Consider the following 23,562-nt stretch of genomic DNA (forward strand, 5'->3'; position numbering starts at 1 on the left):
GTTATACCCCCATTATTCAGTAAAGTTTTATTTATACCGTCATGCGACGCGTATACACTTAATGGCTTTTCTTATCCAAAAGTACGGCCAGCACAATAATAACGCCCTTTACAATCTGCTGGTAATAGGAAGACACATTGAGCAGATCCAACCCATTGTTCATAATTCCGATAATCAGCACACCGATAACTGTCCCTACGATTGTTCCTCTTCCGCCGGCGAGACTGGTGCCTCCAATAACGACGGCGGCGATGGCATCCAATTCATAGCCTATTCCCAATACAGGCGAACCCGTCATGACCCTCGAGGAGAGAAGAATGCCGGCCAGCCCTGCAGCCAAACCCGAGACCGCATATACCGCGACTTGAACATAATTCACATTGACGCCGGACAATCTGGCTGCATGCTCGTTGCCCCCGGCCGCATACACATGGCGCCCGAACTTGGTAATATGCAGGATAAAAATGCCCAGCAGAATCACAAGAATAAAGATGAGTACCGGAATCGGAATCCCGGCCACATATCCTCCCCCCATCCGGTTATAGCTGTCATTAAGATTGATGATCGGTCGGCCGTCGGTATACACCATGGTCAGTCCCCTTGCAGCCGTCATCATCCCCAGGGTAACGATAAAAGGAGCGACATTCCAACGTGAAATGATGATTCCGTTAATCCCTCCAAGCAGCAGCCCGGCCAATAAACCTAAGGCAACAGGCACAATGAGAGGATAGGCATCGCCTTGTGCAAAGCTGCTGGCGATCACAGCCGAAAAGGCAAGAATCGAACCTACAGATAGATCGATCCCGCCTCGAATAATGACGAAGGTCATACCCACCGCTATAATTCCGCTAATGGATGCCTGCCTCAAAATATTGAAAATATTTTGCACGGTCAAAAAAGACGATGAAGTGATGGATAAGATGATAACCAACAATAAAAAGGCTGCATAAATACCGTATTTGGCCAGAAATCTGCCCATATACTCCCTGTTCAATACCATACCGGACTTCCCCCTAACGATAATCAAACGATGCTTCGCTCTTTTTCAAAGCCTGCGGCACAGGCCATGATCTTTTCCTGATCGAATTCCTCCCGCAGAAATTCTCCTGTTATTTTTCCTTCGTGAAGAACGATAATGCGGTCGCTCATCCCGAGCAATTCCGGCATTTCCGACGAAATCATGATAATGGCTTTTTGCTCATTGGCCAGTTGGCTGATGATTTTGTAAATCTCCGCCTTCGATCCTACATCAATTCCCCTTGTCGGTTCGTCCAGAATCAGAAGGTCCGGATTGCACAAAAGCCATTTCGCCAGCACTACTTTCTGTTGATTGCCTCCGCTTAACGTGTTGACCATGGTATTGCGGTTTGAGGCTTTAATATTTAAATATTTCATCAGGTGATCAACCGTTTGCTTTTCTTCCTTGAAATTTATAATTTGCCTGAACCTTGTAAACTTTTTCAGATTCGCCAAGGTCGTGTTATCCTTGACGGAAAACTTGAGATTAAGCCCGAAAAGCTTCCGGTCCTCCGTTACCAGCGAGATACCGTTGGAGATGGCACTGCCGGGGTTAGACATATCGACTTTCTTTTGTTTGACATAAATTTCGCCTGCGTCGGCTTTATAAGCTCCAAAGATGGTTTCCACCAGTTCCGTTCTTCCCGCTCCCATTAATCCGGCGATGCCCAAGATTTCTCCCTGTCGTACATGAAGATGGATATTGCTAAACTTCCCTTTGCGGGTCAAACCCTTCACTTCCAGGTACGTTTCGCCGATACGCGAAGACTGCTTGACATACATGTCCTTTAGATCTCTGCCGACCATCAGGGAGATCAGCTGCTGCTGGTTTAATTCCTCCGTCGGGCGGGTCGCGATATACCGGCCATCCCTTAACACGGTAATCGCATCGCAAACCTTATAAATCTCGTTCATTTTATGGGAGATATAAATGATCGATTTGCCTTGGCCGGTCAGCTTCCTGATGATCTCATACAGCTTATCGACCTCGCGGTCTGTAATCGCCGATGTCGGCTCATCCATAATGATAATGTCTGCATTATATGATATCGCTTTCACAATTTCGACCATTTGCATTTCCGCTACACTCAGCTCGACCAGCTTCTTATCCGGATTGATATCCATACCCACGGACTGGAACAGCTCGCGCGTTCTGGCCTTCAGCTCTTGGGTATTGACAATGCCCAGCTTATAGCACGGTTCTCTCCCGATAAAAATATTTTCCGCTATAGTCATATCCAAAATGGAATTCAATTCCTGGTGAATCATGCTGATTCCGTGATTCATCGCATCCAACGGCCGGTTAAAAAACACTTTTCGGCCGTTCAGGATAATATCTCCGCTATCGGGCTGCTCCACGCCGGCCAGGATTTTCATCAAGGTGGATTTGCCCGCCCCGTTCTCCCCCATCAGAGCATGCACTTCGCCTTTTTTTATATGTAAAGAGACTTGGTCCAGCGCTACGATCCCCGGGAATGTCTTGCAAATATTTTTCATTTGCAGAACGTATTGATGTTCATCCATCGCTCTTCACTCCTTGTTTAAGGATATTTTGATTATATGTTCAATTCCGCGATATGGACATGTAGAAACTTCGGAAAAAACATTGAATTTTTTCGGTTGTTATATTTGGTCTGCATATTCCTTAAAGGAAAGTCCCGTCGACTTCTTGAATACGGTCGAAAAATAAACGGGATCCTTAAACCCGACCAATAAAGCCACATTCACCGCTTTCATTTTCTGTCCCGCCAGAAGCTCCTTAGCCTTATCGATCCTGACTTGAATCAAATATTTTTTGAACGAACAACCCGTCTCCTGTTTGAACAGTTCGCTAAAGTAGGTACGGTTCATATAAAATTTCTGGGCCATAAAATCGAGCGACAAATCTTCATAAAAGTAGTGATCAATATATTCCTTTGCCTGTTCAATCAGCTTTTTGGTTTGACCGTTTTTATTTTTCGGACTATCCGCATCATTCAGCAAGGCGATCAAACCGTACTTCAGATCGTCAATATTCGTATACTTAGACACCCATTCGTTAAAGGACGGATGATCCGGAGCAGCTTGGCCATGCGAACGAAGCGGCATCCGCTGCACTTTTTCCTCCATCATCCGGTAAATCCGTGCGGCCGCTTTCTTATACATCCGAAGATCGTCATTATACCGGGACTTCAATTGCAAAAAAAGATGATGAATCGCACGGATCAATCCTTTCCAATCCCTTTTCGCCATGAGTTCGTCCCATTCCAAAGCCGCTTCAGAGCTCCATAGGCTTGACTCCGCATCGGCTGCCTCCGGTTGAAGATCCTCATAAAAGAGAAGGCGCGATGCCTTACCGTCCTGTTGTTCATGCCATACGTACGAGAGTTGGTTATATATTTGATGAACCTCCGTGATTTCGCTGAACACTTGGCTGACCGAAATATGAATATGCCATTTATTGTACTTTTCAATATTCAAGATGGTATTCCGGAATATTTCCTGTACTTGATGGCGAATGTTTTCCTTTTCTTCGAATCCGAGCAGGCAAATATATTCGTTTTCTCTCAGCTCGCTCTTAAAGCCGATAAAGCGTTGAGCATATCCCGTACTTTCCGTCATCACGTTCTCCAGAGCGAAAAAAACAAGCGAAACGTCACTTCGATAATGCCGCTTGATTTGTTCGAAATCGATGATATTAATCATTGCAAGCACGTAATGAGGATATGGCAGCTTGACATGCAATAAAGCCAGTTTTTTAAGCAATTCCGAACAATCCATATAAACGCCCCGTACCAGTGTGTTTAACAAATTGCGTTTGAAATAGGGGATGCTTTGATTGAGCAGCAGATTTTGCTGCATCCTCTCCTGTTTTTTTTGCCTGTCAGCCTTGATGTTGTCCATGGCCTGGATCAGCGCTTTCTCCAGCTCTTCTTTTATGATCGGTTTTAATAAATAATCGGTTGCTCCGCACCTTAATGCCTGCTTCACATATTCGAAATCGGAATATCCGCTTAATACGATCACCTCGATCGCCGGAAACTGTCTTTTCAATATTTCCAGAAACGCCATACCGCCCATACCGGGCATCCGCATATCAAGCAGGATAATATCGGGTCTCTCCAGCCGGATGGCCTCATAGGCTTCTTCAGCATTTTGTGCCTGCCCCATCAGATTCATTCCCAAATAGCCCCATGGAATTTTACCGATTAAACTCCGTCTGACCGCAATTTCGTCCTCTACAATAAATACGTTGATATGCTGATTATTTTGTCCCGTCATCAAGTTTCCCCCCGTCATCGATGCGCTTCACCGCCGGAATGTTGATCGTGATCGTTGTTCCTTCTCCTTGTATGCTGTTAATATGAAAGGTAACCTCATCCCCAAAAACAATGCGCAGTCTCGTGTATACGTTCTTGAGTCCCAAATGTCTTGCCGAAGTAAAGTCAGCATAAGTGTTGGACGACTGGCGTTTATATTGTTCAAAATCTTTCAATTTATCGGCATCAAAACCGACGCCATTATCCGTTATTTCGATTTCGATCCGTTTCTCGTATTTTTTAGCGGACAGTTTGATAAACCCTTTTCCCAGCTTCTTCTCCACCCCGTGCTTAATCGAGTTTTCCAATAACGGCTGCAGGACCATTTTGACGATCATGTAGGAGCCTACCTCCGGATCTACATCCCAGTCCACGATCAATTGGTCTTCAAACCGGCTTTTCAAAATCAGAAAGAAATGCCGGCAATGTTCCAACTCGGCGGAAAGTTGAACATGCTCCCGATTCAAATCGATGTTATAGCGCAGCATTTTACTTAACGATTGGGTAATCTCAGAGATTTGCGTTACCCCTTCATAATCGGCAATCCCATTGATCACCTCCAACGTATTGTAGAGAAAATGGGGATTGATCTGCATCAGTAAAGCCTTAAGCTCCGCGTCCTTCTTATGAAGCTCCGTTTCGTATTGAATTTTAATCAAATGGTTGATGGTGTCTACCATGGTATGAAAGCTGTTGTTTAATTGATTGATTTCTTTACTGACGTTCACCATGTTTTCCGTACGGACATTAAAGTTTCCCCGCTCCACCCTGGACATTAAACTGTTCAGCTTCTTGATCGGTTTGATCATGTAAATGGAAAGGAAATAAGACAGGATCAGCACCAGAAGCATGGACAGACAGCTGACGATGATCGTCATATTGCGTAAATCCTTGATCGCCTCGGTCAGCGCAGAAAGCGGGACCGAACCTACCACGTACAAGCTGCCGCCCGCCGCTCTGTTAAAGGTGACGACAACATCCTGGCCCTTTATTTGTTCAATAAAGGTATCGGCGCTGATTCGATTAAAGCGTTCCAACAGGCTTCTGTCCGCCTTTTTGCCGATTAAAGCATTGTTCGAATGATACAGAAGGGTCCCATCCTTCTTGATGACCTGCGTTACGCCTCCGCTTCGGTATTCGATTTGTTTGAACATGGATGAGAAGGAGGATAACGTTTTATCATAGCTAATATAGCCGATCCTCCGGTTCGTATTGGGATCCATAATCGCCCTGGACGCGGTGAAGCTGTAGATCCCGTTAATATCCAGCTGATGCAAATCGAAAATAAGCTCATCGCTTGTGTTTTCCTTCATTCTTTGCTGCCATGCCAGCTCTGCCGGTGAACTATAGGCATGTGTGTATGTATTTTTATGGAGCGCCTTGTCAATAAGCCGGCCATTGTCCGAATAAACTCTTATACTGACATACTCATCGCCCGATGCCACGGTGGAGGTAACATACCTTCTGATCTTGAGCAGATTCTCCGGACTGAAAATATCACAGGAATTATCATATTTATCCATTAATATATAATTTTGTAATAAAGCAGAGGAAAATATCGTGGATTTATCCTCTATTTCTCTTATATAGAAGTTGATGTTTCTGTTTATCGCTTCTAATAAAAGATCGTTATTCCGTCTCGCTTCCTGAACGATCGCCAAAGAAGCAATTTGGTAAGAAAGCGCTCCCACGATAAGAAGAGGAAGCAGATTGATGCCTAAATAAGTGATGAAAAGCTGATACTGCATACTCCTCCTATGGAAAAAACGGCTCATCAAACGGCGCAATACGGTCATATATTCCCCCCTTTTCACTGCTTCAAACCGGAAACGCTGGTGCCAAAAACCATTATACCATTTTTGCCCCGCGGCGGGGACATAGGGGCGGCAAAAAGCCCCTCTTCTTGGCCTATGCCGTAAGAGGGGCTTTCCAACGGATTCATTGTACGATGCATTGGCAAATGCTTCCGGGCTATAATTCAAAGAAGCCTTCCAATCCATTATCAACTCGCGCTGCGGGTATGCTTTCATCCCAATCACATTGAACAATGTTACTGCATTTCACCCGATGTACATCCATGCCTTGCTTTTCTCTATAACAGGTTTCAAGAATACGGTACCTGATATTATACGGCGAGCACTTCGGGCAAAAGCCCTTTGCGATGGCTTGCAGTTCCTCATCCGAGTAACCGCTGGTCATTTCGGCAAGCAGAATCGTATCCAACATGACATTCACCTTTCTTTAAGATATGACATTGCTTAATACCCCGATTTTTTCAATTTCCACTTCTACCCGATCGCCCGGATTCAAAAATTTTGGCGGCTGAAAGCCAAGGCCCACGCCTTTCGGGGTTCCCGTGGCAATAATATCGCCCGGTTTTAACGTTATTCCGCTGGAGAGCGTTTTAATCATGGCAGGAATGTCAAAAATGAGATATTCGGTATTGGAATGTTGTCTTATTTCTCCGTTGACTCTGCATTGAATATCCAATTTGACGGGAGCCGGAATTTCGTCAGCGGTAACTAAATAAGGTCCCATAGGTCCGAAGGTATCGAGACTTTTTCCCAAAAACCATTGACTGTGTTTTTTTTGCAGGTCACGCGCCGTGACATCGTTAATGATCGTATAGCCGAAAATATAATCATAGGCGTCGGCTTCGGAAATATTCGTGCCCTCCTTTCCGATCACAATCGCAAGCTCGGCTTCATAGTCGATTTGTTTCGTCACATCCGAATGGCTTTTGATTGGCTTGTTCGGTCCAATGACGGTTGTCGTCGCTTTACTGAAAACAATCGGATGCTGAGGAATATGTTTCGCTTCCTCCATAGCGTCCGTATACTCAAGCGCATGCTCCCTATAATTTAGACCAAGGCAAATGATATCTCGTCTGGGGAAAGGAATAGGAGCTTCAAGCACAATGTCAGAGAGCGGTAAGGCATGGTCCCCGCCGTCTTGGAGCAGACGGTTGATTTCTTTCAGACGGGAATAGGCCTCCCCGGTTTCAATCACTTCAATTAAACTTCCGGGCAATAAAGTTTCCTCAAAAAGCCGCTTTTCCGCTTCTTGCGCATCCACGACGGATTGTCCGTTTTGCGTTAGAAAGCCATACTTTAATTGCCCGGCGTGAGTAAATGATGTTAAGTACATGCTAAATCCTCCCTGGTCTTTAATCATAGTCGAGCGGCCAATCGTACAATTGGCCTAACCAATAATGTATTCATATCTTAGAGCATTCCCCCGCTTTTAGTCAAGCGTCTTTTATATAAATTCAAATCGTTTGCTGCTTATAGCGAATTGACGATAGGATCATACTATAGATATAATTAATAATTATTTCAATAACCGGACTCATTTGAAAGCATCATTGGTAAGACCATGAGGGGAGACTATGTAATGGCGGAATTTGAACTTGCCTTTTTTCCTGTAGGTGAAAATAAAGCTTTTCTTGAAATTGCAAATCAAATCAGAGATCACATAGAAAAAGGCGCGCTAAAAGTGGGAAACCGCTTGCCTTCCGAACGGGAGCTGGCAGAGAAATTCCAAACCAGCCGGGCAACAGTCAGGGAAGCCCTGCGCGCACTTGAAATCATCGGTGTCATTGAAAGCCATGTCGGACAAGGAACCTTCGTTAAAAACGCCAATTTTTCAAGCATGGATGGCTTATTCGCCGAGATCTCGAAGCAGACGAGTCCTTCCGAGGTGTTTGAAGTCCGAATGGCCTTCGAACCCTATCTCGCACATTTGGCTGCACTTCGCGCCACGCAAGAAGATCTACAGCAATTAAAACAAAATATGGATCAGTTGAATCAAGCGATAGAAGATGCCGATATTCGCCAATTTGAACAATTGGACGGCCAATTTCATCATATGATCGCCGTCTCCTCCAAAAATTCATTTCTCCTTTACATTATGAACATCGTGAATAACGTTCGTTCGGAAAAGCTATGGGGAACATTGAAAGAAAAGAGCTTAAATCCGGAGCGAATGAAAACATACAGTGCACAGCATTTTGAAATTTATCAAGCGATAAGCGAACGTGATGCCCGCAGAGCGGAAATTGTCGCTTTGGAGCATTTAAAAACGGTAAGAAGCAATATGCTGGAACAATAGCTTTTCACTTAAACAAGCTGCCATGTCTCTGTCATGGAGCTTGTTTTTTATTTTTTTATTTACGGAAGGATAGGCGTCGTTTACTATAGGGGTAGATATTGGTTAAACCAATTTGTTGTTTTGGAATAACCAATTTTGAAAAATACGATTTCGGGGAGGTATGAGATGTTAGGCCAGGTCAATGATTTGAAAGTTAACTATGAAAGTAAAGGCGACGGTGACGTCATTGTCTTCGTCCACGGCCTGGGAGGCAGTCTCCATATCTGGAACAGCCAGACAACGGTTTGCTCCAGGTATTATAGAACGCTTTCCTACGATTTGCGCGGGTCCGGGCGAACCGGTCTTTCACAGTGCGAGTATTCGATCGAGCTGTGGGTTTCTGATCTAAAGGAATTGCTGCTGCGCGAAAACATTGAGGCGGCACATTTGGCAGGCCATTCGCTGGGAACCCTTGTTGTTCAGCATTTTGCGGTCTCCTATCCGCACATGGTCAAAAGCCTGACGCTCATAGGAGGTCTTACCGAGCCCTCGGAGGCGGTCAGGAAAGGAATTTACGATCGCTCCGATGTGGTCCGTACCAATGGAATGGACGCTGTTGCCGATGCCATTATCGAAGGCGGTTTCTCTTCCTATTCCAAGCATACGAACAACGCTTTAATCGGATTGGCCAAGGATCTGCTGCTGCGCAATCATCCGGAAGCGTATGCGGCTTCCTGCAGAGCGCTTGCCCAAGCGCAGGCGATCGACCACTCCAAAGTCGAGGCCCCCGTTCTGCTTATTGTCGGTGATGAGGATAAGGTGAGTCCTCTTTCGATGTCAAAGCTCATGAGCCGGCGTTTCCCCAGAGCGCAGCTGGAAATTATACCGAATTGCGGACATTGGGCTACGATCGAAATGCCGGATGCCGTCAACAAAAGCCTTCTCAACTTCCTGTCCACACTTTAATGCCGGTTTCCCTGATTGTAAGAATAAAATCTCATTCGCATGCTATTCCATTTCATGAAAGGGGTTACAAATATGAAAGCTGTATTGCTCCGCAACGGTTTATTAATCGATGGTACGGGAAAAGATGCGCAGGCGGGAATGGATGTCCTGATTGAAGGCCATCAAATCACCTCGATAGGCACTCATCTTTCTCTTCCCGCCCATTACGATCCGGCCGATGTCGACGTGATTGAACTGGACGGCAAAACCATCATGCCCGGTATGACAGAAGCCCACACCCACTTCACATGGCAAAACTCCCTTTATATTCAAGATATCGATTTCAAACCTCTTGAGGAAACCATGCTTGGTTGTTATTTAAACGCTCAAACGATGATTAAAAGCGGTTTTACTTCTTGTGTAAGCGCTGCCGCGAGAGGACGGGTAGACATTGCCCTTCGGGATGCCATTAATCAGGGGCTGATTGTCGGGCCCCGGATGCTGGCCAATGGAGCCGAGATTTCCGCAACCGGAAGCTTTGTCGATCTGCATCCGAATCATGTCCATGTTTCCGGTCTCTCTATTTTTGCCGATGGCGAGGATGCGGTTCGGCGAACCGTAAGAAGCTTGCTCAAGGAAGGAGCCGATCTGGTTAAGCTGAATGTAAGCGGCGAGAGTCTGACTCCGCACGCCCGGAGTGAAATGACGCTCTATACGTTGAAGGAAGTACGGGCAGCGGTCGAAGAAGCGCATGCCAGAGGAAAACGGGTATATACTCATGCGCGTTCATCCGATTCCGTGAAGATTTGTGTAGAAGCCGGGGTCGACATTATCGGACATGCCGATTTCATCGATGATGAAGCGTTTGAAATGCTTGTTGAACATAAGGACCGTTTATTCGTAGTCCCCGCATTGAACTGGCTTGTCTCCACATTAGAGCATGGGGCCCAATATTTCGGCCAGGAAGCTATAGATGCAACCGGATACAAGGAAGGATTGGAAATTGCCTTGTCGAATATGAATCGCCTTTACAAAGCCGGAGTTCGAATATTGCCGGGCGGCGACTATGGATTTAAATGGTGCCCTCACGGCGGCTATGCCCGGGATCTCGAACACTTTGTCAAACTGGTCGGGATGACGCCCATGGATGCCATTGTCTCCGCCACGAAATACGGCGGCCAGGTTATGCTGATGGAGGATAAAATCGGAACGATTGAGGCGGGTAAGCTTGCCGATATTCTGGTCGTAGACGGTAACCCGCTCGATAATATCTCCATACTCCAGGATCATGACAAACTCCATGTGGTCATGAAGGACGGAGCCTATATAATGAACAAGCTTCCAATCAGACAAGTTCAAGGCGCATAAAAAGAAAGGAAGAAGGGGCTGTCCCATAAGTCAACCTGATGGAGTAACTGGATGACCGAGGGACGGCTCTTGTGTTCTATGAAAAAAACGACTATATGACAAGGGTTGGGAACCCTTGCCAAGGCCATCGCCGTCAGATCTCTGTTACGCTGATTTTCAGCGTAACAGAGAATCCGCCACCGCCTTAAATCAGTATATCTCTTCACCGGCATGTGATGAAGAATGATAACGTTCGAATGCCCGCCGCACCTCTAGTATTTCAATAACGCGGACCCCCAGCCCAATCCTCCGCCGAAAGCGGCCATCGCCACCATATCGCCGCGTTTGATTTTGCCCGTTTTGACGGAATGATCCATAGCCAGCGGGACCGTAGCCGCCGAGTTATTTCCGTAATATCGGATCGTGCTGATCATCTTCTCGTGCGGAACGTCCAGGGTTCTTCCGACGGCGTCAATAATCCTCTGATTGGCTTGATGAGGAATCACCCAGTCCACCTGATCCAAAGTCAAGCCGCTGTGCTCCAGCGTCTCTTTAATGCTTTGGCTCATGAGTGTTACGGCAAGCCGGAAGATCCTGTTGCCGTTCATCAAAATCTTGTATTTGGTTTCCTCACTGTGCGGCTGAGGATGCCTGCTGCCCCCTCCCGGTACGATCGCCGCATCAAAATATTCTCCGTTCGAATGAATCGCGGAATGAATAATGCCATCCGGGGAGGCTTCATCGCCGGCAGACAGCACAAAAGCTCCGGCGCCGTCGGAGAACAAAATACAAGTGGAGCGGTCCGTGTAATCTGTAATTCTGGATAACGTATCGGCGCCGACCACCAGAGCATGCCTGCATGACCCGGATTTGATGAACTTCTCCGCAACATGCAAAGCGGCAATAAATCCGGTACAGGCGAGATGAACATCGAACGCTGCAATGCTGCGGCACCCTAACCGATGCTGAAGCTGACAAGCGACCGGCGGGAAAGGATGATCAGGAGTTTCCGTAGCCACAATGATCAGGTCGATGTCGGAGGCCTGCAGCCCGGCATCCCCGATCGCCTCCGCCGCCGCAAAAAAGGCCAGATCCGAAGTAGCCTGATCAGGCGATGCAATCCTTCTTTCGGAGATGCCGGTACGCTCCACTATCCAATCGTCTGAAGTATCTACGATCTTCTCCAGCTCACTATTCGTCAGTATGTTTTCCGGGACATAAGATCCCACTCCGCTAACCCTGGCTCTGGACATGATGGATACACCTCAATGCTTCTTGTATATTGAATTATTCACCGGTAAACCTGGGCTTTCTCTTCTCGCGGAACGCTTCCAGCGCCTCGATCCGGTCTTTGGTCGGGATGATGACCTCGTACGCTTTGGATTCCAGATCCAGACCGGTCTGCAGGTCAACGCCCAAGCCCCGGTCGATTGCATATTTAGCTTGATAAACGGCAAGAGGAGCATTGGCCAGCATTTCGTTTGCAAGCCGCTCGCACAGCTCCAGAAGCTGCTCCCGATCCTCGGCGAGACCGTTTAAAATACCTAAATCCAGCGCCTCTTCGGAACTGATTTTGCGGGCGGTAAGGATGAGTTCTTTCGCTTTGGACGGTCCGATCAGCCTGGGCAAACGCTGCGTTCCTCCCGCTCCGGGAATGATCCCCAGGCTCACTTCGGTCAGTCCCATGAGCACGCCTTTGACAGCGAATCGAAAATCGCAGGCCAGCGCCAGTTCAAACCCGCCGCCGAAAGCAAAACCGTTGATGGCGGCAATGGTCGGCTGCGGCAATCGCCCCAACGCCGAAAAAACGTCGCGGATTTTTCTTACATTTCGCCGAACCTGCTGCTCATTTAAGGTTCGGCGCTCCTTCAAATCGGCTCCGGCACAGAAAGCGCGGCCCTCTCCCGAAACGATAACCGCACGTATATCCCGGGGATTTTGCTCGATTTCTTCAATGATCTCCCCCAGACTGACGAGCGCTTCATAATGAAATGTGTTTAATTCATCGGGCCTGTTCAGTTTGATGCAGCCGATATGTCCATGCTGCTCCCATACGATTGGCTTTGGGTTCATCCTTGATCCTCCTCTTTCCATATGCCGATTCCTTGGCTGTGATATTGCTTCGTCAAGTCCTTGTACACCTTCGACGCTTCCTGGACCCACCAGAGAGAAGAGCCTTCAATGTCTTTTTTCTTCCGGGCGGGATTGCCGGTAATCAAAATACGCGGCGGAAATACGGTTCTAGGGGTCACAATGCTGCCCGCCGCGACAACGGATTCTTCCCCGATCTCCGCATCATCCAGGACGACCGAATTCATCCCGATAACGGATTTACGGCCAATACGGCAGTTGTGCAGTATAGCGCCGTGTCCGACGGTAACATCCTCCCCGATGAAGGTACCGCTATTGGTCATATGGATGACGCAGTTATCCTGCACACTGGTTCCCGCCCCTACCACGATCGGCCCGCAATCCCCCCGGAGCACGGCGCCAAACCAGATGCTCGCTCCGTCTTCAATCGTAACATCGCCGATAATCGTTGCATTAGGAGCAATAAACGCAGTGCCCGCGATCTTCGGTTGTTTCCCGTTAAATGCCAGAATCAAAGTGGAACACCTGCCTTTAAAAAAATGGCGATATCGGCCATACGGCAGCCGATATCGCAATACAAGTTGAATTCGTTCTATGCACCAATCCAGTTGGCTTCCCGTTTTTCCAGAAAAGCGCTCAAGCCTTCTTTGGCATCGTCGGAACGGAAGAGCAGATTTTGCAGCTCGCCTTCGTAACGAATCGCCACATTCAGCGGCATTTCCTTCCCATTCATGATGGAAAGCTTGATGTTGGCTGCAGCGTAGGATGCGCTGTTGACGATTTTTCCGGCATACTCAAGCACTTTTTCGCGCGTTTGCTCCTGCGGGAATACGTCATTGACCAGCCCGATGTCAAGCGCCTCCTGCGGCGAGATCGTTTTGCCTGTGATATTCATGTCCAGCGCGCGGGAGAAGCCGATCAGACGCGCCAAGCGCTGCGTCCCGCCGGTTCCGGCGAGCACCCCGAGCGAGATTTCCGGCAGACCGATTTTACCTGCTTGATCCCCCATAAAGCGAAGGTCGCAGCCGAGCGCCATCTCCAGACCGCCGCCAACGGTATGCCCTTCAAGGCAAGCAATGAAAATTTGTGGAGAACGCGCCATTTTATCCAGTGTCTCGTTGCAGAATAAGCAGAACTGGGTTTTGTAACGGGGTTCAGCCGCCTTCAAGAAGTTAATATCCGCTCCCGCAGAGAAAAACTTCGGTACATCGCTCATGAGAATCGCAACTTTAATGGATGAATCGAAACGGATTTCGTCAATCGCGGCGTTCAGCTCTTTGTAGAACTCCAGGCCGTAAGAGTTCGTTTTATTGATATGAAGGTGAATTTCTGCAATTCCGTTTTCTTTTTTAAGCGTCAAATTGGACATTTGAATTCCTCCTAAAGGTTGGTTTAAATTATTGAATTCCGAATAGATTCAGCGGACGGCTTCCTACGTAAGAGACAACGCTTTTGGTTTCCGTATACAAATTCATCGTTTCGAGCGATAGCTCCCGGCCGAAGCCGGATTGTTTGTACCCGCCGAACGGAGTGCCCGGGAATGCGGAGATCGGAGAGTTGATCATGACAATGCCTGCACGCATAGCGGCGGCAACCCGATGGGCTCTTCCATGATCCTTGGTCCAAACCGCGGACCCCAGTCCGAAGATGGAATCATTCGCCTGCTTGATCACATCTTTTTCATCACTGAACTTCATCACGACGACGACCGGACCGAAGATTTCTTCCTGGGCGACTCTCATGTCATTTCGAACATTGCCTATAATCGTCGGCATATACCAATGTCCCTTGTCAAACTCGGGGCCTTCAGGGCGCTTACCGCCATAAAGCACTTCGGCTCCCTCTTCCACAGCCAGCTTCACATAGCCGTCAATGACCTTCTCATGGCTTGCGGAGATAACCGCACCCATATGCACGCCTTCGGCAAACGGGTCACCGACGCGGATTTTCTTTGCCTTTTCAATGAACTTCTCCATGAACTTGTCATAAATGGATTCATGAACGAACAACCGGGAACGGGCTTCACAGGATTGACCTGTATTGTAAAAAATCCCATACAGCGAGCCGTCCACAGCGCCGTCCATATCGCAATCTTCGAATACGATGTTCGGAGATTTGCCGCCCAATTCCAGCGTCACACGTTTCAACGTGACGGACGCGCGGGCCATAATATCTTTACCGGTCTCCGTCTCGCCTGTGAATGCGATCTTGTCGATCCCGGGATGCTCGGTCATGTAAGGCCCGATTTCCGAGCCGCTGCCGGTCAGGACATTCACGACACCCTCGGGAACTCCCGCTTCATGGCAAACCTCTGCCAGCACGTACGCGGTTATCGGAGTGAAGCTGGCCGGCTTGAGCACCACCGTACATCCTGCAGCCAGAGCAGGCGCCACTTTCCAGGCCGCCATCATGAACGGATAGTTCCACGGGATGATTTGTCCGCATACCCCGACCGGTTCTTTTACCGTATAGTTAAAAAATCCGTTAGGTACCTGGTTCACTTGACCGCTCTGCGTAATGGCGGCGGCGGCATAAAATTCAAAGTCTTCGATCGCCTGGTTAATCTGCCCTTTGGCGGCGTCTACCGTCTTGCCGCTGTTGAGCACCTCAAGCTGAACCAATTCATTAAATCTGCCGCGCAGAAGGTCGGCGATCTTATTCAGCACTCGTGCGCGTCTGGCCGCAGAAAATTTGGACCACTTGCCGTTCTCGAATGCCTCCCGGGCCGCCGCCACCGCTTTGTCCACATCGGCTTTGGTCGCTTTCGCCACTTTCGCCAGCACTTCTCCCGTCGCGGGATTATGCGTTTCAAATACCTCGCCATTGCTGCTGTCTTCCCACTTGCCGTTAATAAAGAGCGGATAGTATTCTTTCAACATCGTAATCCTCCTCAGAGTTTTTCGATCACCGTGGCGAGTCCTTGTCCTACCCCTATACACATGGTAGCCAAGCCATAGCGGCAATCGGTGCGGGTCATTTCATGCACCATGGTAGTCACGATCCGGGCGCCGCTGCATCCGAGCGGATGCCCTAGAGCGATCGCTCCCCCGTTCACATTGACTTTGCTCATGTCGAGGCCAAGCTCTTTGACACAAGCGACCGATTGGGATGCGAACGCTTCATTGATTTCGATCAGATCCAGCTGGCTCACCGTCAAATTCGCTTTTTTCAGCGCTTTGGTTACGGCGGGTATCGGGCCGATGCCCATGTAGGCCGGATCGACTCCGGATGCCGCCCAGGTCACAATTTTGGCGATTGGGGTCAGGCCCAAGCCTTCCGCGGTTTGCCTCTCCATGATCAGCAGAGCGCTTGCCCCGTCGTTGATGCCCGAAGAATTACCCGCGGTTACGCTTCCATTTACTTTAAAAGCAGGTTTGAGCTGAGCCAGCTTCTCCAGGGTCGTGTCCCCTCTGGGATGTTCATCCGTATCGAACATGACGGTTTGTTTGCCCTGCTTCACCTCGACCGGAACGATCTCGCTCTTAAACCGGCCGCTTTGGATGGCCGCCTGCGCCTTAAGCTGGCTGGATAATGCGAATTCGTCCTGTTCTTCCCGGGAAATGCCATAACGCTCGGCCACATTTTCCGCTGTCTCCCCCAGGCTGACCGGAGGATATTGTTCCGCCAGTTTAGAATTCACCATGCGCCAGCCCAGCGTGGTGTCATACATCGTCTGGTTGCCCCGTTCGCCGCTCAAATTCGGCTTCAGCATGACGTAAGGCGCACGGGACATGCTTTCCGTACCTCCCGCGATAAAGATATCGCCGATGTTCGAATGGATCGCAGCCGCCGCCTGGTTAATCGCTTCCAATCCTGAAGCACACAACCGGTTGACGGTAACGCCCGGCACGGATTCCGGCATCCCCGAGAGCAGGACGGCCATACGGGCTACGTTGCGGTTATCCTCCCCCGCCTGATTCGCACAGCCGAAGAATACATCCTCCACCAAAGAGGGGTCGAGCGGATTTCTCTTGAGCAATTCACGAATCACAATGGCGGCCAGGTCATCCGGACGCACATGTTGCAGCGAGCCGTTATATTTACCGATCGGGGTACGCAAAGCGTCAACAATGACGGCCTCCCTCATACGATCGACTCCTTTGCATCTTGATTGGCATAGACATAAAATCCTCTGCCTGTCTTTTTCCCCAGCCACCCGGCGTGAACGAGCTTACGCAGCAGGGGAGCAGGCCGGTACCGGTCTTCGCCCATATCGCGGTGGAGTCCGGACAACACGGCATAAATGTCATCCAATCCCAGTTCATCCGCCCAAGCCAGCGGCCCCATCGGATAATTCGTACCTTTACGCATTGCCGTATCAATCTCTTCTGCCGAGGAGATTTTCTCCATCAACGCAAACGCGGCTTCGTTCACAATCATCGACAATATGCGGGGGAACACTAATCCGACTTCGTCTTCCACCCACTCGGTTTCTTTACCGATGGCGGTAAAGAAGGCTTCCGCTTGTTTGGCGTACCCGGCATCCGTCTGAAGCGCCGCGCACAGCTCGATCAATTCTGTTTGTTCCAGGTTGGCAAACGCCGCAAACCCTACAAGCCGGGAAGGATGAGACAGCCATGATGCCGCTTGAGTCGCTGTAGCCCCCAGTACCGAGGACAAAATCAGCGTATCGCCGGCAATGTATTTTTCCAAGCTCTGAAGCCCGGCTTTTTTCTCCGCAAGCTCCAGGTTCGATGTTTCTATCACGATATGGAGCGGAATGGAGCGCGTCTTCGCCTCCTGAAGATCAAGGACCTCCACTCCGTTCACAGGACTAAGCTGCTTTCTCAGCGCATCGGCAAGTGAATTGGTGCCTACAACAGCGACGTACTGCCTATCTGTCATACTCGTAGTACCCTCCCCCCGACTTTCTGCCCAGCTGTCCCGACTGTACCATTCTTTGCTGGTAATAATGCGGGCGAAATCGGGCATCGCCGAAAAATCCCTGGTGTAAAGATTCCGTTGTGGCAAAATTAATATCCACGCCGATCATATCCTGCAATTCAAAAGGACCCATACGGAATTTCCCCGCTTTGGTCATAATCCGGTCGATCTGTGCCGGGGATGCCATCTGATCGCCCATAATCCGCAACGCTTCGTTATAGTAAGGGCGTGCAATCCGGTTAACAATGAATCCCGGGGTATCCTTACAGGTGACAGGGCTCTTGTTGATGCTCCGCGCAAAATCTGCAAGACGCTCCATCACGTCCTCTCCGGTCCGCAGTCCGCTGATCACCTCGACGAGCGGCATCAAGGGGGCAGGGTTGAAAAAATGCAATCCCGCAACCCGTTCCGGATGATCCGTGAACCCTGCAATTTCAGTGATGGAGAAGGATGACGTATTCGTAGCCAATATCGTTTCGTTCGGGCAGTGCCGGTCCAAATCCTGAAAAATAGTTTGTTTAATTTCCATGATTTCCGGAGCCGCTTCGATCACGATTTGGCACACCTGCAGATCGGCCAGCTGAACCGTTGTACGAATTCTTGTTTTTACATCATGTGACTCCGACTCGGTCAGCTTGCCTTTTTCGAATAATTTATCAATCTGGGAATAAATGCGTGTTAAGGACCGCGTAACAATCTCCTTGTTGATATCGTACAGCAGAACGCTAAAACCGTTTTGGCTGATGATTTGCGCAATACCGGCGCCCATCGTGCCTGAACCAACCACTCCGACCGTCTGTACCTTCATCGGGCTTTACACCTCGCGTCACCGGGCATCCTCATTTTGCCACCGGATATATTCAAAAGCGCTGCGGCAGTCGTTGCAGTAATATTGCCTGACCAGCTGCGCCGTCCCAAACCGGGATAACAGCACGACATTCGTCGAATTGCAAAAGGAACAATGGGGTTGTTTTTCATCTTTAGACGACATCGGATTCAGCCCTTTGCGCCTGCACACTCCCGATTTGCGACTGAAAGGGAGCCACAAGTCTGACTCCGGGCTTTAGATACCCCTCTTCAATCAAAGCACTGGAATCCTCCAGCCCCTTCAGCCAAGCCTGTACCTCCGGAAATACCTTTTTTATGCTTTCGTCCATTTTGCGCGGGACTGCGCCTTGATCCCTGAGAAGCTGTTCCACCCAGCCTCTGGAATACATAATATGCTCTTTTTGCTCCCTCAACAGCTTGTTGATGCGGTTAACCACATCGGTATGGCGTCCATTCAGCATGGCTTTAAGCACAAGCTCCAGCCCTACATTCACCACATATAAAGAACCGATTAAGTCAATCCAGTTGTCGACGGCAACCACGGATGTAAACGCTTTACCAGTTTGGCGTTCGATCTCCTGTTTCTTGATTCCTTTCAAATCGAACGCCCAGTTGTAAAGCAGTCTCGCATGTCCCAGCTCTCCTTGAGCCATGGCAATGGTAGATAGGGTCGCTTCAAGATCCGGGCCGCTGACTCCGATTTCGACCAACAGATCTCCCAGAATGTATTTATTATCCGCTATCGTTTCGATGGTTTCGATAAATGAGGCCAATCCGGCTGTTTTGTTACTCATATCGCACTGCTCCTTCTTTAACAAGTAGCCCCTCCGGCTGGATGACCCACTTGATGCTGTCTCTGCGAACGACGCACATCTCCACCCAGTCTTCCTCGTCGTAGATATAGCCCGCGTATACTTTGGCCAATTCATCCGTCGGAGCTTCAACCGTTCCAACATGGATCAGGTTGTCTCCTCTCTTGATCCGCGTAAACACTTCATATTCAAATCGGGTTCCTGTTTGGCTCATCGGGCGCTAACCCCCCATTTTTTCATTCTCTCGCGCGCTTCCGGGCTTAAACGGTCCACGGTCCACGGCGGATTCCACACGACATGGATTTGCACTTCCCGCACACCCGGTTCCTGCAGCAGTCTTTTTTTGATATCCGCTTCGATCCACTCCATACAGGCGCAGGAGACGGCCGTGTACGTCATGGTAACGGAGACGACCGCATCCGTTTCTTCTATTTCGTATATAAGCCCCATATCAACGACGCTAACGGGAAATTCGGGATCCATTACCTCTTTCAAAGCTTCCCAATAACGCTTGACCTCCTGCTTTACATCCTGCATGCTACCCCACCTCTTTACGGAGAGCCGCCATCTTGTGGGCGCCTTGCTGGATACGCGATACGAACTCCACATTCTGCGGGCCTCTCTTTTTAAATCGTGCGATGACGCCTTCCCATGTATCCGGTTGATCCAGCAGCCATGTTTTGTTCTCAACATCAAATTTACAGGGAAATGGCACGGTAATCTCGTACTTTTGCATTTGCTCATTCCAGCGGGCCGGTATCTTAACCCCTATCGATTCGCAAAATGGAACGGCGGTAGAAAGCCATTTTTGCCTGAGCTCATCGTTCGATCTGCCTTTGAGCCGATAATCCAGCTGAGCCGAACGGCTCTTCAATTCATCCGCTACACCGAAGAACTCCAGCCCCATCAGGAACATCCAATCCACGGCTTTCTGTACCTGCTTGGCGGTTTCCGGGTTATCCATCGCGGCTCTCATAATAATTTCCCCGTTGCGCAGATGGAACAATTCCTCTTTATCTACCTTGACCAGCGCCCGCTTCCACGGTCCATAGGATGTAAATTCGTACGCATCTCCAAGGAGCGTGTAGCCTGCGCGGTCGAACAACGCATTGAAGACTCCCAGTTCAATCCAGTTCGAAAGCTTGAAGTCGAAAGCATAAGGATTCTTCCATTTATTCGCCGGCCGATCATAAAGCAGCTCGTTCACATCTACGCCAAGGTCCTTTAATAAACGGTAAGCGATATGCGCGTGGCCGATTTCATCCTGCATTATAGCCAGCGCCGTAATTTTGTTATTCAGCGTAGGCGCTTGTTTGTAAACGGTTAACAAAGGAGGAACACTAAGCAGTTCCGTGTCGCCGACAATCACCAGCGTCTGCTTCAAAGCTTTGAGATATTCCTCATCCATATCTTCTATCCGTTCGACCATGAAGCCCGCATTGACCTTTTCTTTTAACAATGTAGCTTGCTGCATCACTATCACCTCATTATGTTTTTTTATTTTTCGTTCGTTTAACGTAATAATATAATATACTCTTTTCGCTGTCAAGATCATTTTATCCCATAAAAAAACCCCTTAAATAAGGATTTATTCTTACTTAAGAGGTCTGAAGTTCATAATGCCACACGCCATTTTTCAATATCTTTTTAATACGGTCGTTCATTTCTAAATAATCCAATAAGCCAATGATTTCGGACATGACTGGAGCAAAGACGTGGATATACTTGGTTGGATAATAGCTTTGAGCAAGCTCGTAGGCCGTCGAACCGCCGCTTTGAATCATTTCCCGTATTTTCTCTGCTTTTTGCCCGATTCGCGTTAATCTTCTTTCAATCAGGTCCTTGGGATCGTCAATCAGCTCCCCATGTCCCGGAAATACGGTGTCCGCATGGAGAGACAAGCATCTGTTTAATGAACGGGTATATTCAACCAAGGTGAATTTCCGGTTTCCTTCCAGGTCCGGCTCAATGAAGGCGTTGCTGGAGATCGTCTTCAGCAGATGATCGCCGGCAAACAACCACTGCCTTTGGGCATCCCAAAAAGCAATGTGATCCGGAGCGTGTCCGGGAACTTCTATCACTTGAACATTTCCCAGATATTCTGAATCGGAAAGCGGAATGATTTCCGCATGGATTTTAAACTGTTCATTCCGCCGGACGGCCTCCTGCAGCTTGAGAATATGCTGATCTCCGGCCGCACCGCAGCCCATCGACCGATATAATTTTTCGAAAAAACGAATGCGCAGCGACAGAAATTCGGGGTCTCTCTTTAGCCGGGGAATCGATTCCCGGTGCGCGTAAACAGGGATTTCCCTCCGTGCGGTTATGCGATTGACCAATCCGATATGGTCCTGATGGTTATGGGTAATCCAAATTTGTGACAGATCGCTTAAGGAATAACCGTTTTGGGACAGCGTCAAATGGAACGCATTCCAGCATTCATCGGAATCCATACCTGCATCGATTAAGGTAAGATTACCGTTTTCTTCCATTAAATACATATTTACGTATCCCACGTCATACGGCGTTGAAACGGTGATCGGATATACTGTGCACCCGTTTTTTTCTGTTTTATCCACTGGTTACCTTCCCCCTTTACCGTGAAGCTGTGGAGAGCACAGCCCACATTAGTCGGCGGCAACAAATTCGGACAACCGGTGCAGTTTCTCGGCATGCTCCGCTAAATCGCTTGTCGTTCTGGCGATGTCTACAATTCCATCCAGCTGTTCGGATACAATCTTGTGGACCATCTGCATTCGGTCATTGATCATTTGTACGGCCGACGCAATTTCAGCAAGCATATGTGCAATCGATGTTGAAGATTCCTTCGTATCGGCGGACAGTTTGTTGATTTCTTGGGCTACTACGCCCATCGCCTTGCCCTTGTCGCCCAAGTGAGCGGTTTCAATCTTGGTATTGATGCTCAGCAGATGAGTCCGAACCGATACTTCCTTTAACAGGTTGGTGATGCTTTCAATGCCGTCAATATTTTGGCTTAAGCGTACGGTTTGGTCCGCGATTTGCGAAATAATCCGTTCCACTTCGGCAGAGGAGGCGCTGAACTGCTGCGAAGTGGCGGCTAAATGCTGCATGGACGACGACAATCGTTCAGCGGCATGAAATAACTGCTCCTGCTTTTCGCGTGTAATCGCCGTGGATATGCACCCGACAAGGCGGTCCCCGTCATAAACAGGCAGGCCGATCGCAATGGTGGGCACGCCAAACACTTCCCTGGGCACATACCCGATTTGCCGCGTCCCGCTGGTCAGGGTTCGATGGGTAATGCCTCCCGGCTTAATGGGGTCGCCGGCTTTAAGACCTAAAGTAAAGGTTCGGCCAGGAATATACTCCAGAAACTTTTCGGTATCCGATACGCCGATCGTCGTATCTTCCTGCGAAAGAGAATTCCAAAAAGGCGCTATGGCGCAGAAATGGGCTAACAGCTGATTCAAGTACATCCCTCCGATGATGGGCTAACCTATTTTATGGCTGCGGTAAAGCAGCGAAAGTCCTGATGAACACCATCTTCCCCATCGTTCCTCGTCCGGTTAACTGCTCATGCCTAAATATTTGTGCTTTACTGCGTCATTCCGCTTTAAATCATCGGGGGACCCATCGAATACGACTTCCCCTTTACACATCACATATACCCAATCGGCTACATGCAAAGCCATGGATATATTCTGCTCCACCATCAGCATGGAAAGGCCTTCCTGCTTCAAGGCGGAGATAATGTTCTCGACCTCCTGCACCATCAGCGGCGACAAGCCCTCCGACGGTTCATCCAGCAGCAATAGATCGGGATTGGTCATTAACGCACGGCCTATGGTCAGCATTTGCTGCTCGCCCCCGCTGAGGTTTCCTCCCATGGAGGACGCCCGTTCCTTCAGACGGGGAAACAGTTCATAAATCCTGTCTAATGTCCAGCCTCTTCTGGAGCTGTTCCGGGCGGCGATCGTCAGATTTTCCTTTACCGTAAGATTGGGAAACACGCCTCTTCCCTGCGGAACCAATCCGATTCCCAACTGCGCCACCCGGTACGAGGGCAGCTTCTGAATCTCGTTTCCCTGAAACCGGATTTTCCCTTGTCTTGGAGGGGTAAAACCGATAATAGAGCGGATGGTCGTCGTTTTTCCCATGCCGTTACGTCCCAGCAGCACGGAAAGCGAGCCTTTTTTCACGTTTACGGAAACGCCCTGCAGCACATGGCTGTCTCCGTAATAGGAATGAATATTATCCACCTGAAGCAT

The 23,562-nt window shown here is 48.9% G+C and carries 25 protein-coding genes; 3 read left to right on the forward strand and 22 right to left on the reverse strand.

The features are described 5' to 3' along the window. Positions 1–58 precede the first annotated feature (58 nt). From NR121_RS09090 to NR121_RS09115, 6 genes are all read right to left on the reverse strand, one after another. On the reverse strand, positions 59–1,000 hold the full coding sequence (locus NR121_RS09090; RefSeq protein WP_256831095.1) for an ABC transporter permease: 942 nt from the start codon (positions 998–1,000) through the stop codon (positions 59–61). A gap of 23 nt (positions 1,001–1,023) precedes the next feature. Further along, a complete protein-coding gene (locus NR121_RS09095; RefSeq protein WP_256831096.1) occupies positions 1,024–2,541 on the reverse strand; it encodes a sugar ABC transporter ATP-binding protein in 1,518 nt (505 codons plus the stop codon). Positions 2,542–2,640: 99 nt separating this feature from the next. Then, positions 2,641–4,278, reverse strand: coding sequence for a response regulator transcription factor (locus tag NR121_RS09100; RefSeq protein WP_256831097.1), 1,638 nt, complete (start codon positions 4,276–4,278; stop codon positions 2,641–2,643). Further along, positions 4,262–6,064: a sensor histidine kinase gene (locus NR121_RS09105; protein ID WP_062409550.1), complete on the reverse strand. Its 1,803-nt coding sequence runs from the start codon at positions 6,062–6,064 to the stop codon at positions 4,262–4,264. Before NR121_RS09105 ends, NR121_RS09100 begins: the two co-directional genes overlap by 17 nt. 223 nt (positions 6,065–6,287) lie before the next feature. Beyond that, positions 6,288–6,542 (reverse strand): hypothetical protein, encoded by a 255-nt coding sequence (locus NR121_RS09110; RefSeq protein WP_256831098.1) that lies wholly within the window; start codon positions 6,540–6,542, stop codon positions 6,288–6,290. Between the two features lie 15 nt (positions 6,543–6,557). Continuing rightward, a complete protein-coding gene (locus tag NR121_RS09115) occupies positions 6,558–7,463 on the reverse strand; it encodes a fumarylacetoacetate hydrolase family protein (RefSeq protein WP_062409552.1) in 906 nt (301 codons plus the stop codon). A gap of 246 nt (positions 7,464–7,709) precedes the next feature. On the opposite strand from NR121_RS09115, the gene NR121_RS09120 reads away from it, so the two are divergent. The 3 genes from NR121_RS09120 to NR121_RS09130 all read left to right on the forward strand — a co-directional run bounded on the left by NR121_RS09120 (position 7,710) and on the right by NR121_RS09130 (position 10,718). Beyond that, on the forward strand, positions 7,710–8,426 hold the full coding sequence (locus NR121_RS09120; RefSeq protein WP_054817433.1) for a FadR/GntR family transcriptional regulator: 717 nt from the start codon (positions 7,710–7,712) through the stop codon (positions 8,424–8,426). A gap of 165 nt (positions 8,427–8,591) precedes the next feature. After that, on the forward strand, positions 8,592–9,371 hold the full coding sequence (locus NR121_RS09125) for an alpha/beta fold hydrolase (RefSeq protein ID WP_256831099.1): 780 nt from the start codon (positions 8,592–8,594) through the stop codon (positions 9,369–9,371). A gap of 72 nt (positions 9,372–9,443) precedes the next feature. After that, positions 9,444–10,718, forward strand: a complete 1,275-nt coding sequence (locus NR121_RS09130) for a metal-dependent hydrolase family protein (RefSeq protein ID WP_256831100.1) — start codon at positions 9,444–9,446, stop codon at positions 10,716–10,718. 251 nt (positions 10,719–10,969) lie between these two features. On the opposite strand, the gene NR121_RS09135 is transcribed toward NR121_RS09130, so the two are convergent. The 16 genes from NR121_RS09135 to NR121_RS09210 form a co-directional block, all read right to left on the reverse strand. Next, entirely contained in the window at positions 10,970–11,950 is a 981-nt protein-coding gene (locus NR121_RS09135) for a beta-ketoacyl-ACP synthase III (RefSeq protein ID WP_054817431.1), read from the reverse strand. A 34-nt stretch (positions 11,951–11,984) separates the two neighbouring features. Beyond that, positions 11,985–12,770, reverse strand: coding sequence for an enoyl-CoA hydratase-related protein (locus NR121_RS09140; protein WP_256831101.1), 786 nt, complete (start codon positions 12,768–12,770; stop codon positions 11,985–11,987). Then, positions 12,767–13,303: a gamma carbonic anhydrase family protein gene (locus NR121_RS09145; protein WP_062409557.1), complete on the reverse strand. Its 537-nt coding sequence runs from the start codon at positions 13,301–13,303 to the stop codon at positions 12,767–12,769. Before NR121_RS09145 ends, NR121_RS09140 begins: the two co-directional genes overlap by 4 nt. A gap of 77 nt (positions 13,304–13,380) precedes the next feature. Further along, on the reverse strand, positions 13,381–14,157 hold the full coding sequence (locus tag NR121_RS09150) for an enoyl-CoA hydratase/isomerase family protein (RefSeq protein WP_074729494.1): 777 nt from the start codon (positions 14,155–14,157) through the stop codon (positions 13,381–13,383). Between the two features lie 28 nt (positions 14,158–14,185). Beyond that, positions 14,186–15,667 (reverse strand): aldehyde dehydrogenase family protein, encoded by a 1,482-nt coding sequence (locus tag NR121_RS09155; protein ID WP_256831102.1) that lies wholly within the window; start codon positions 15,665–15,667, stop codon positions 14,186–14,188. Positions 15,668–15,678: 11 nt separating this feature from the next. Continuing rightward, positions 15,679–16,875 (reverse strand): thiolase family protein, encoded by a 1,197-nt coding sequence (locus tag NR121_RS09160; RefSeq protein WP_062409560.1) that lies wholly within the window; start codon positions 16,873–16,875, stop codon positions 15,679–15,681. Further along, positions 16,872–17,633: a 3-hydroxyacyl-CoA dehydrogenase family protein gene (locus NR121_RS09165; RefSeq protein ID WP_062409561.1), complete on the reverse strand. Its 762-nt coding sequence runs from the start codon at positions 17,631–17,633 to the stop codon at positions 16,872–16,874. The genes NR121_RS09160 and NR121_RS09165 overlap by 4 nt, the downstream gene beginning before the upstream one ends. Continuing rightward, positions 17,623–18,480, reverse strand: a complete 858-nt coding sequence (locus NR121_RS09170; RefSeq protein WP_062409562.1) for a 3-hydroxyacyl-CoA dehydrogenase NAD-binding domain-containing protein — start codon at positions 18,478–18,480, stop codon at positions 17,623–17,625. The genes NR121_RS09165 and NR121_RS09170 overlap by 11 nt, the downstream gene beginning before the upstream one ends. An 18-nt stretch (positions 18,481–18,498) precedes the next feature. After that, a complete protein-coding gene (locus NR121_RS09175; RefSeq protein WP_171005986.1) occupies positions 18,499–18,663 on the reverse strand; it encodes a PaaD-like zinc ribbon domain-containing protein in 165 nt (54 codons plus the stop codon). After that, positions 18,653–19,294, reverse strand: coding sequence for a Phenylacetic acid catabolic protein (locus tag NR121_RS09180; protein WP_054817429.1), 642 nt, complete (start codon positions 19,292–19,294; stop codon positions 18,653–18,655). The genes NR121_RS09175 and NR121_RS09180 overlap by 11 nt, the downstream gene beginning before the upstream one ends. Then, the gene (locus NR121_RS09185; protein WP_054817428.1) at positions 19,287–19,526 is read right to left on the reverse strand and encodes a hypothetical protein; all 240 of its coding nucleotides are present in this window, start codon (positions 19,524–19,526) and stop codon (positions 19,287–19,289) included. Before NR121_RS09185 ends, NR121_RS09180 begins: the two co-directional genes overlap by 8 nt. Beyond that, on the reverse strand, positions 19,523–19,849 hold the full coding sequence (locus NR121_RS09190) for a metal-sulfur cluster assembly factor (protein ID WP_062409563.1): 327 nt from the start codon (positions 19,847–19,849) through the stop codon (positions 19,523–19,525). Before NR121_RS09190 ends, NR121_RS09185 begins: the two co-directional genes overlap by 4 nt. A gap of 1 nt (position 19,850) precedes the next feature. Continuing rightward, a complete protein-coding gene (locus tag NR121_RS09195; RefSeq protein ID WP_054817427.1) occupies positions 19,851–20,786 on the reverse strand; it encodes a Phenylacetic acid catabolic protein in 936 nt (311 codons plus the stop codon). Positions 20,787–20,910: 124 nt separating this feature from the next. Beyond that, positions 20,911–21,891 carry an MBL fold metallo-hydrolase gene (locus NR121_RS09200; RefSeq protein ID WP_256831104.1) on the reverse strand — a complete coding sequence of 327 codons (981 nt, stop codon included), beginning with the start codon at positions 21,889–21,891 and terminating at the stop codon, positions 20,911–20,913. Positions 21,892–21,939: 48 nt separating this feature from the next. Continuing rightward, positions 21,940–22,764, reverse strand: a complete 825-nt coding sequence (locus tag NR121_RS09205) for a methyl-accepting chemotaxis protein (RefSeq protein WP_062409565.1) — start codon at positions 22,762–22,764, stop codon at positions 21,940–21,942. A 96-nt stretch (positions 22,765–22,860) separates the two neighbouring features. Further along, entirely contained in the window at positions 22,861–23,562 is a 702-nt protein-coding gene (locus tag NR121_RS09210) for an ABC transporter ATP-binding protein (protein ID WP_062409566.1), read from the reverse strand.

It is taken from the genome of Paenibacillus sp. Pae15 (genome assembly GCF_024519685.1).
Taxonomy (GTDB): domain Bacteria; phylum Bacillota; class Bacilli; order Paenibacillales; family NBRC-103111; genus Paenibacillus_G; species Paenibacillus_G naphthalenovorans.

What these genes read in the sequence shown, in the direction of transcription:
- NR121_RS09150 (WP_074729494.1), bottom strand. Translation starts at nt 14,157, where the DNA reads ATGTCCAATTTGACGCTTAAAAAAGAAAACGGAATTGCAGAAATTCAC.
- NR121_RS09120 (WP_054817433.1), top strand. Translation starts at nt 7,710, where the DNA reads ATGGCGGAATTTGAACTTGCCTTTTTTCCTGTAGGTGAAAATAAAGCT.
- NR121_RS09165 (WP_062409561.1), bottom strand. Translation starts at nt 17,633, where the DNA reads ATGACAGATAGGCAGTACGTCGCTGTTGTAGGCACCAATTCACTTGCC.
- NR121_RS09180 (WP_054817429.1), bottom strand. Translation starts at nt 19,294, where the DNA reads ATGAGTAACAAAACAGCCGGATTGGCCTCATTTATCGAAACCATCGAA.
- NR121_RS09110 (WP_256831098.1), bottom strand. Translation starts at nt 6,542, where the DNA reads ATGTTGGATACGATTCTGCTTGCCGAAATGACCAGCGGTTACTCGGAT.
- NR121_RS09095 (WP_256831096.1), bottom strand. Translation starts at nt 2,541, where the DNA reads ATGGATGAACATCAATACGTTCTGCAAATGAAAAATATTTGCAAGACA.
- NR121_RS09130 (WP_256831100.1), top strand. Translation starts at nt 9,444, where the DNA reads ATGAAAGCTGTATTGCTCCGCAACGGTTTATTAATCGATGGTACGGGA.
- NR121_RS09175 (WP_171005986.1), bottom strand. Translation starts at nt 18,663, where the DNA reads ATGTCGTCTAAAGATGAAAAACAACCCCATTGTTCCTTTTGCAATTCG.
- NR121_RS09160 (WP_062409560.1), bottom strand. Translation starts at nt 16,875, where the DNA reads ATGAGGGAGGCCGTCATTGTTGACGCTTTGCGTACCCCGATCGGTAAA.
- NR121_RS09185 (WP_054817428.1), bottom strand. Translation starts at nt 19,526, where the DNA reads ATGAGCCAAACAGGAACCCGATTTGAATATGAAGTGTTTACGCGGATC.
- NR121_RS09210 (WP_062409566.1), bottom strand. Translation starts at nt 23,562, where the DNA reads ATGCTTCAGGTGGATAATATTCATTCCTATTACGGAGACAGCCATGTG.
- NR121_RS09135 (WP_054817431.1), bottom strand. Translation starts at nt 11,950, where the DNA reads ATGTCCAGAGCCAGGGTTAGCGGAGTGGGATCTTATGTCCCGGAAAAC.
- NR121_RS09090 (WP_256831095.1), bottom strand. Translation starts at nt 1,000, where the DNA reads ATGGTATTGAACAGGGAGTATATGGGCAGATTTCTGGCCAAATACGGT.
- NR121_RS09195 (WP_054817427.1), bottom strand. Translation starts at nt 20,786, where the DNA reads ATGCAGCAAGCTACATTGTTAAAAGAAAAGGTCAATGCGGGCTTCATG.
- NR121_RS09115 (WP_062409552.1), bottom strand. Translation starts at nt 7,463, where the DNA reads ATGTACTTAACATCATTTACTCACGCCGGGCAATTAAAGTATGGCTTT.
- NR121_RS09170 (WP_062409562.1), bottom strand. Translation starts at nt 18,480, where the DNA reads ATGAAGGTACAGACGGTCGGAGTGGTTGGTTCAGGCACGATGGGCGCC.
- NR121_RS09125 (WP_256831099.1), top strand. Translation starts at nt 8,592, where the DNA reads ATGTTAGGCCAGGTCAATGATTTGAAAGTTAACTATGAAAGTAAAGGC.
- NR121_RS09190 (WP_062409563.1), bottom strand. Translation starts at nt 19,849, where the DNA reads ATGCAGGATGTAAAGCAGGAGGTCAAGCGTTATTGGGAAGCTTTGAAA.
- NR121_RS09155 (WP_256831102.1), bottom strand. Translation starts at nt 15,667, where the DNA reads ATGTTGAAAGAATACTATCCGCTCTTTATTAACGGCAAGTGGGAAGAC.
- NR121_RS09100 (WP_256831097.1), bottom strand. Translation starts at nt 4,278, where the DNA reads ATGACGGGACAAAATAATCAGCATATCAACGTATTTATTGTAGAGGAC.
- NR121_RS09140 (WP_256831101.1), bottom strand. Translation starts at nt 12,770, where the DNA reads ATGAACCCAAAGCCAATCGTATGGGAGCAGCATGGACATATCGGCTGC.
- NR121_RS09105 (WP_062409550.1), bottom strand. Translation starts at nt 6,064, where the DNA reads ATGCAGTATCAGCTTTTCATCACTTATTTAGGCATCAATCTGCTTCCT.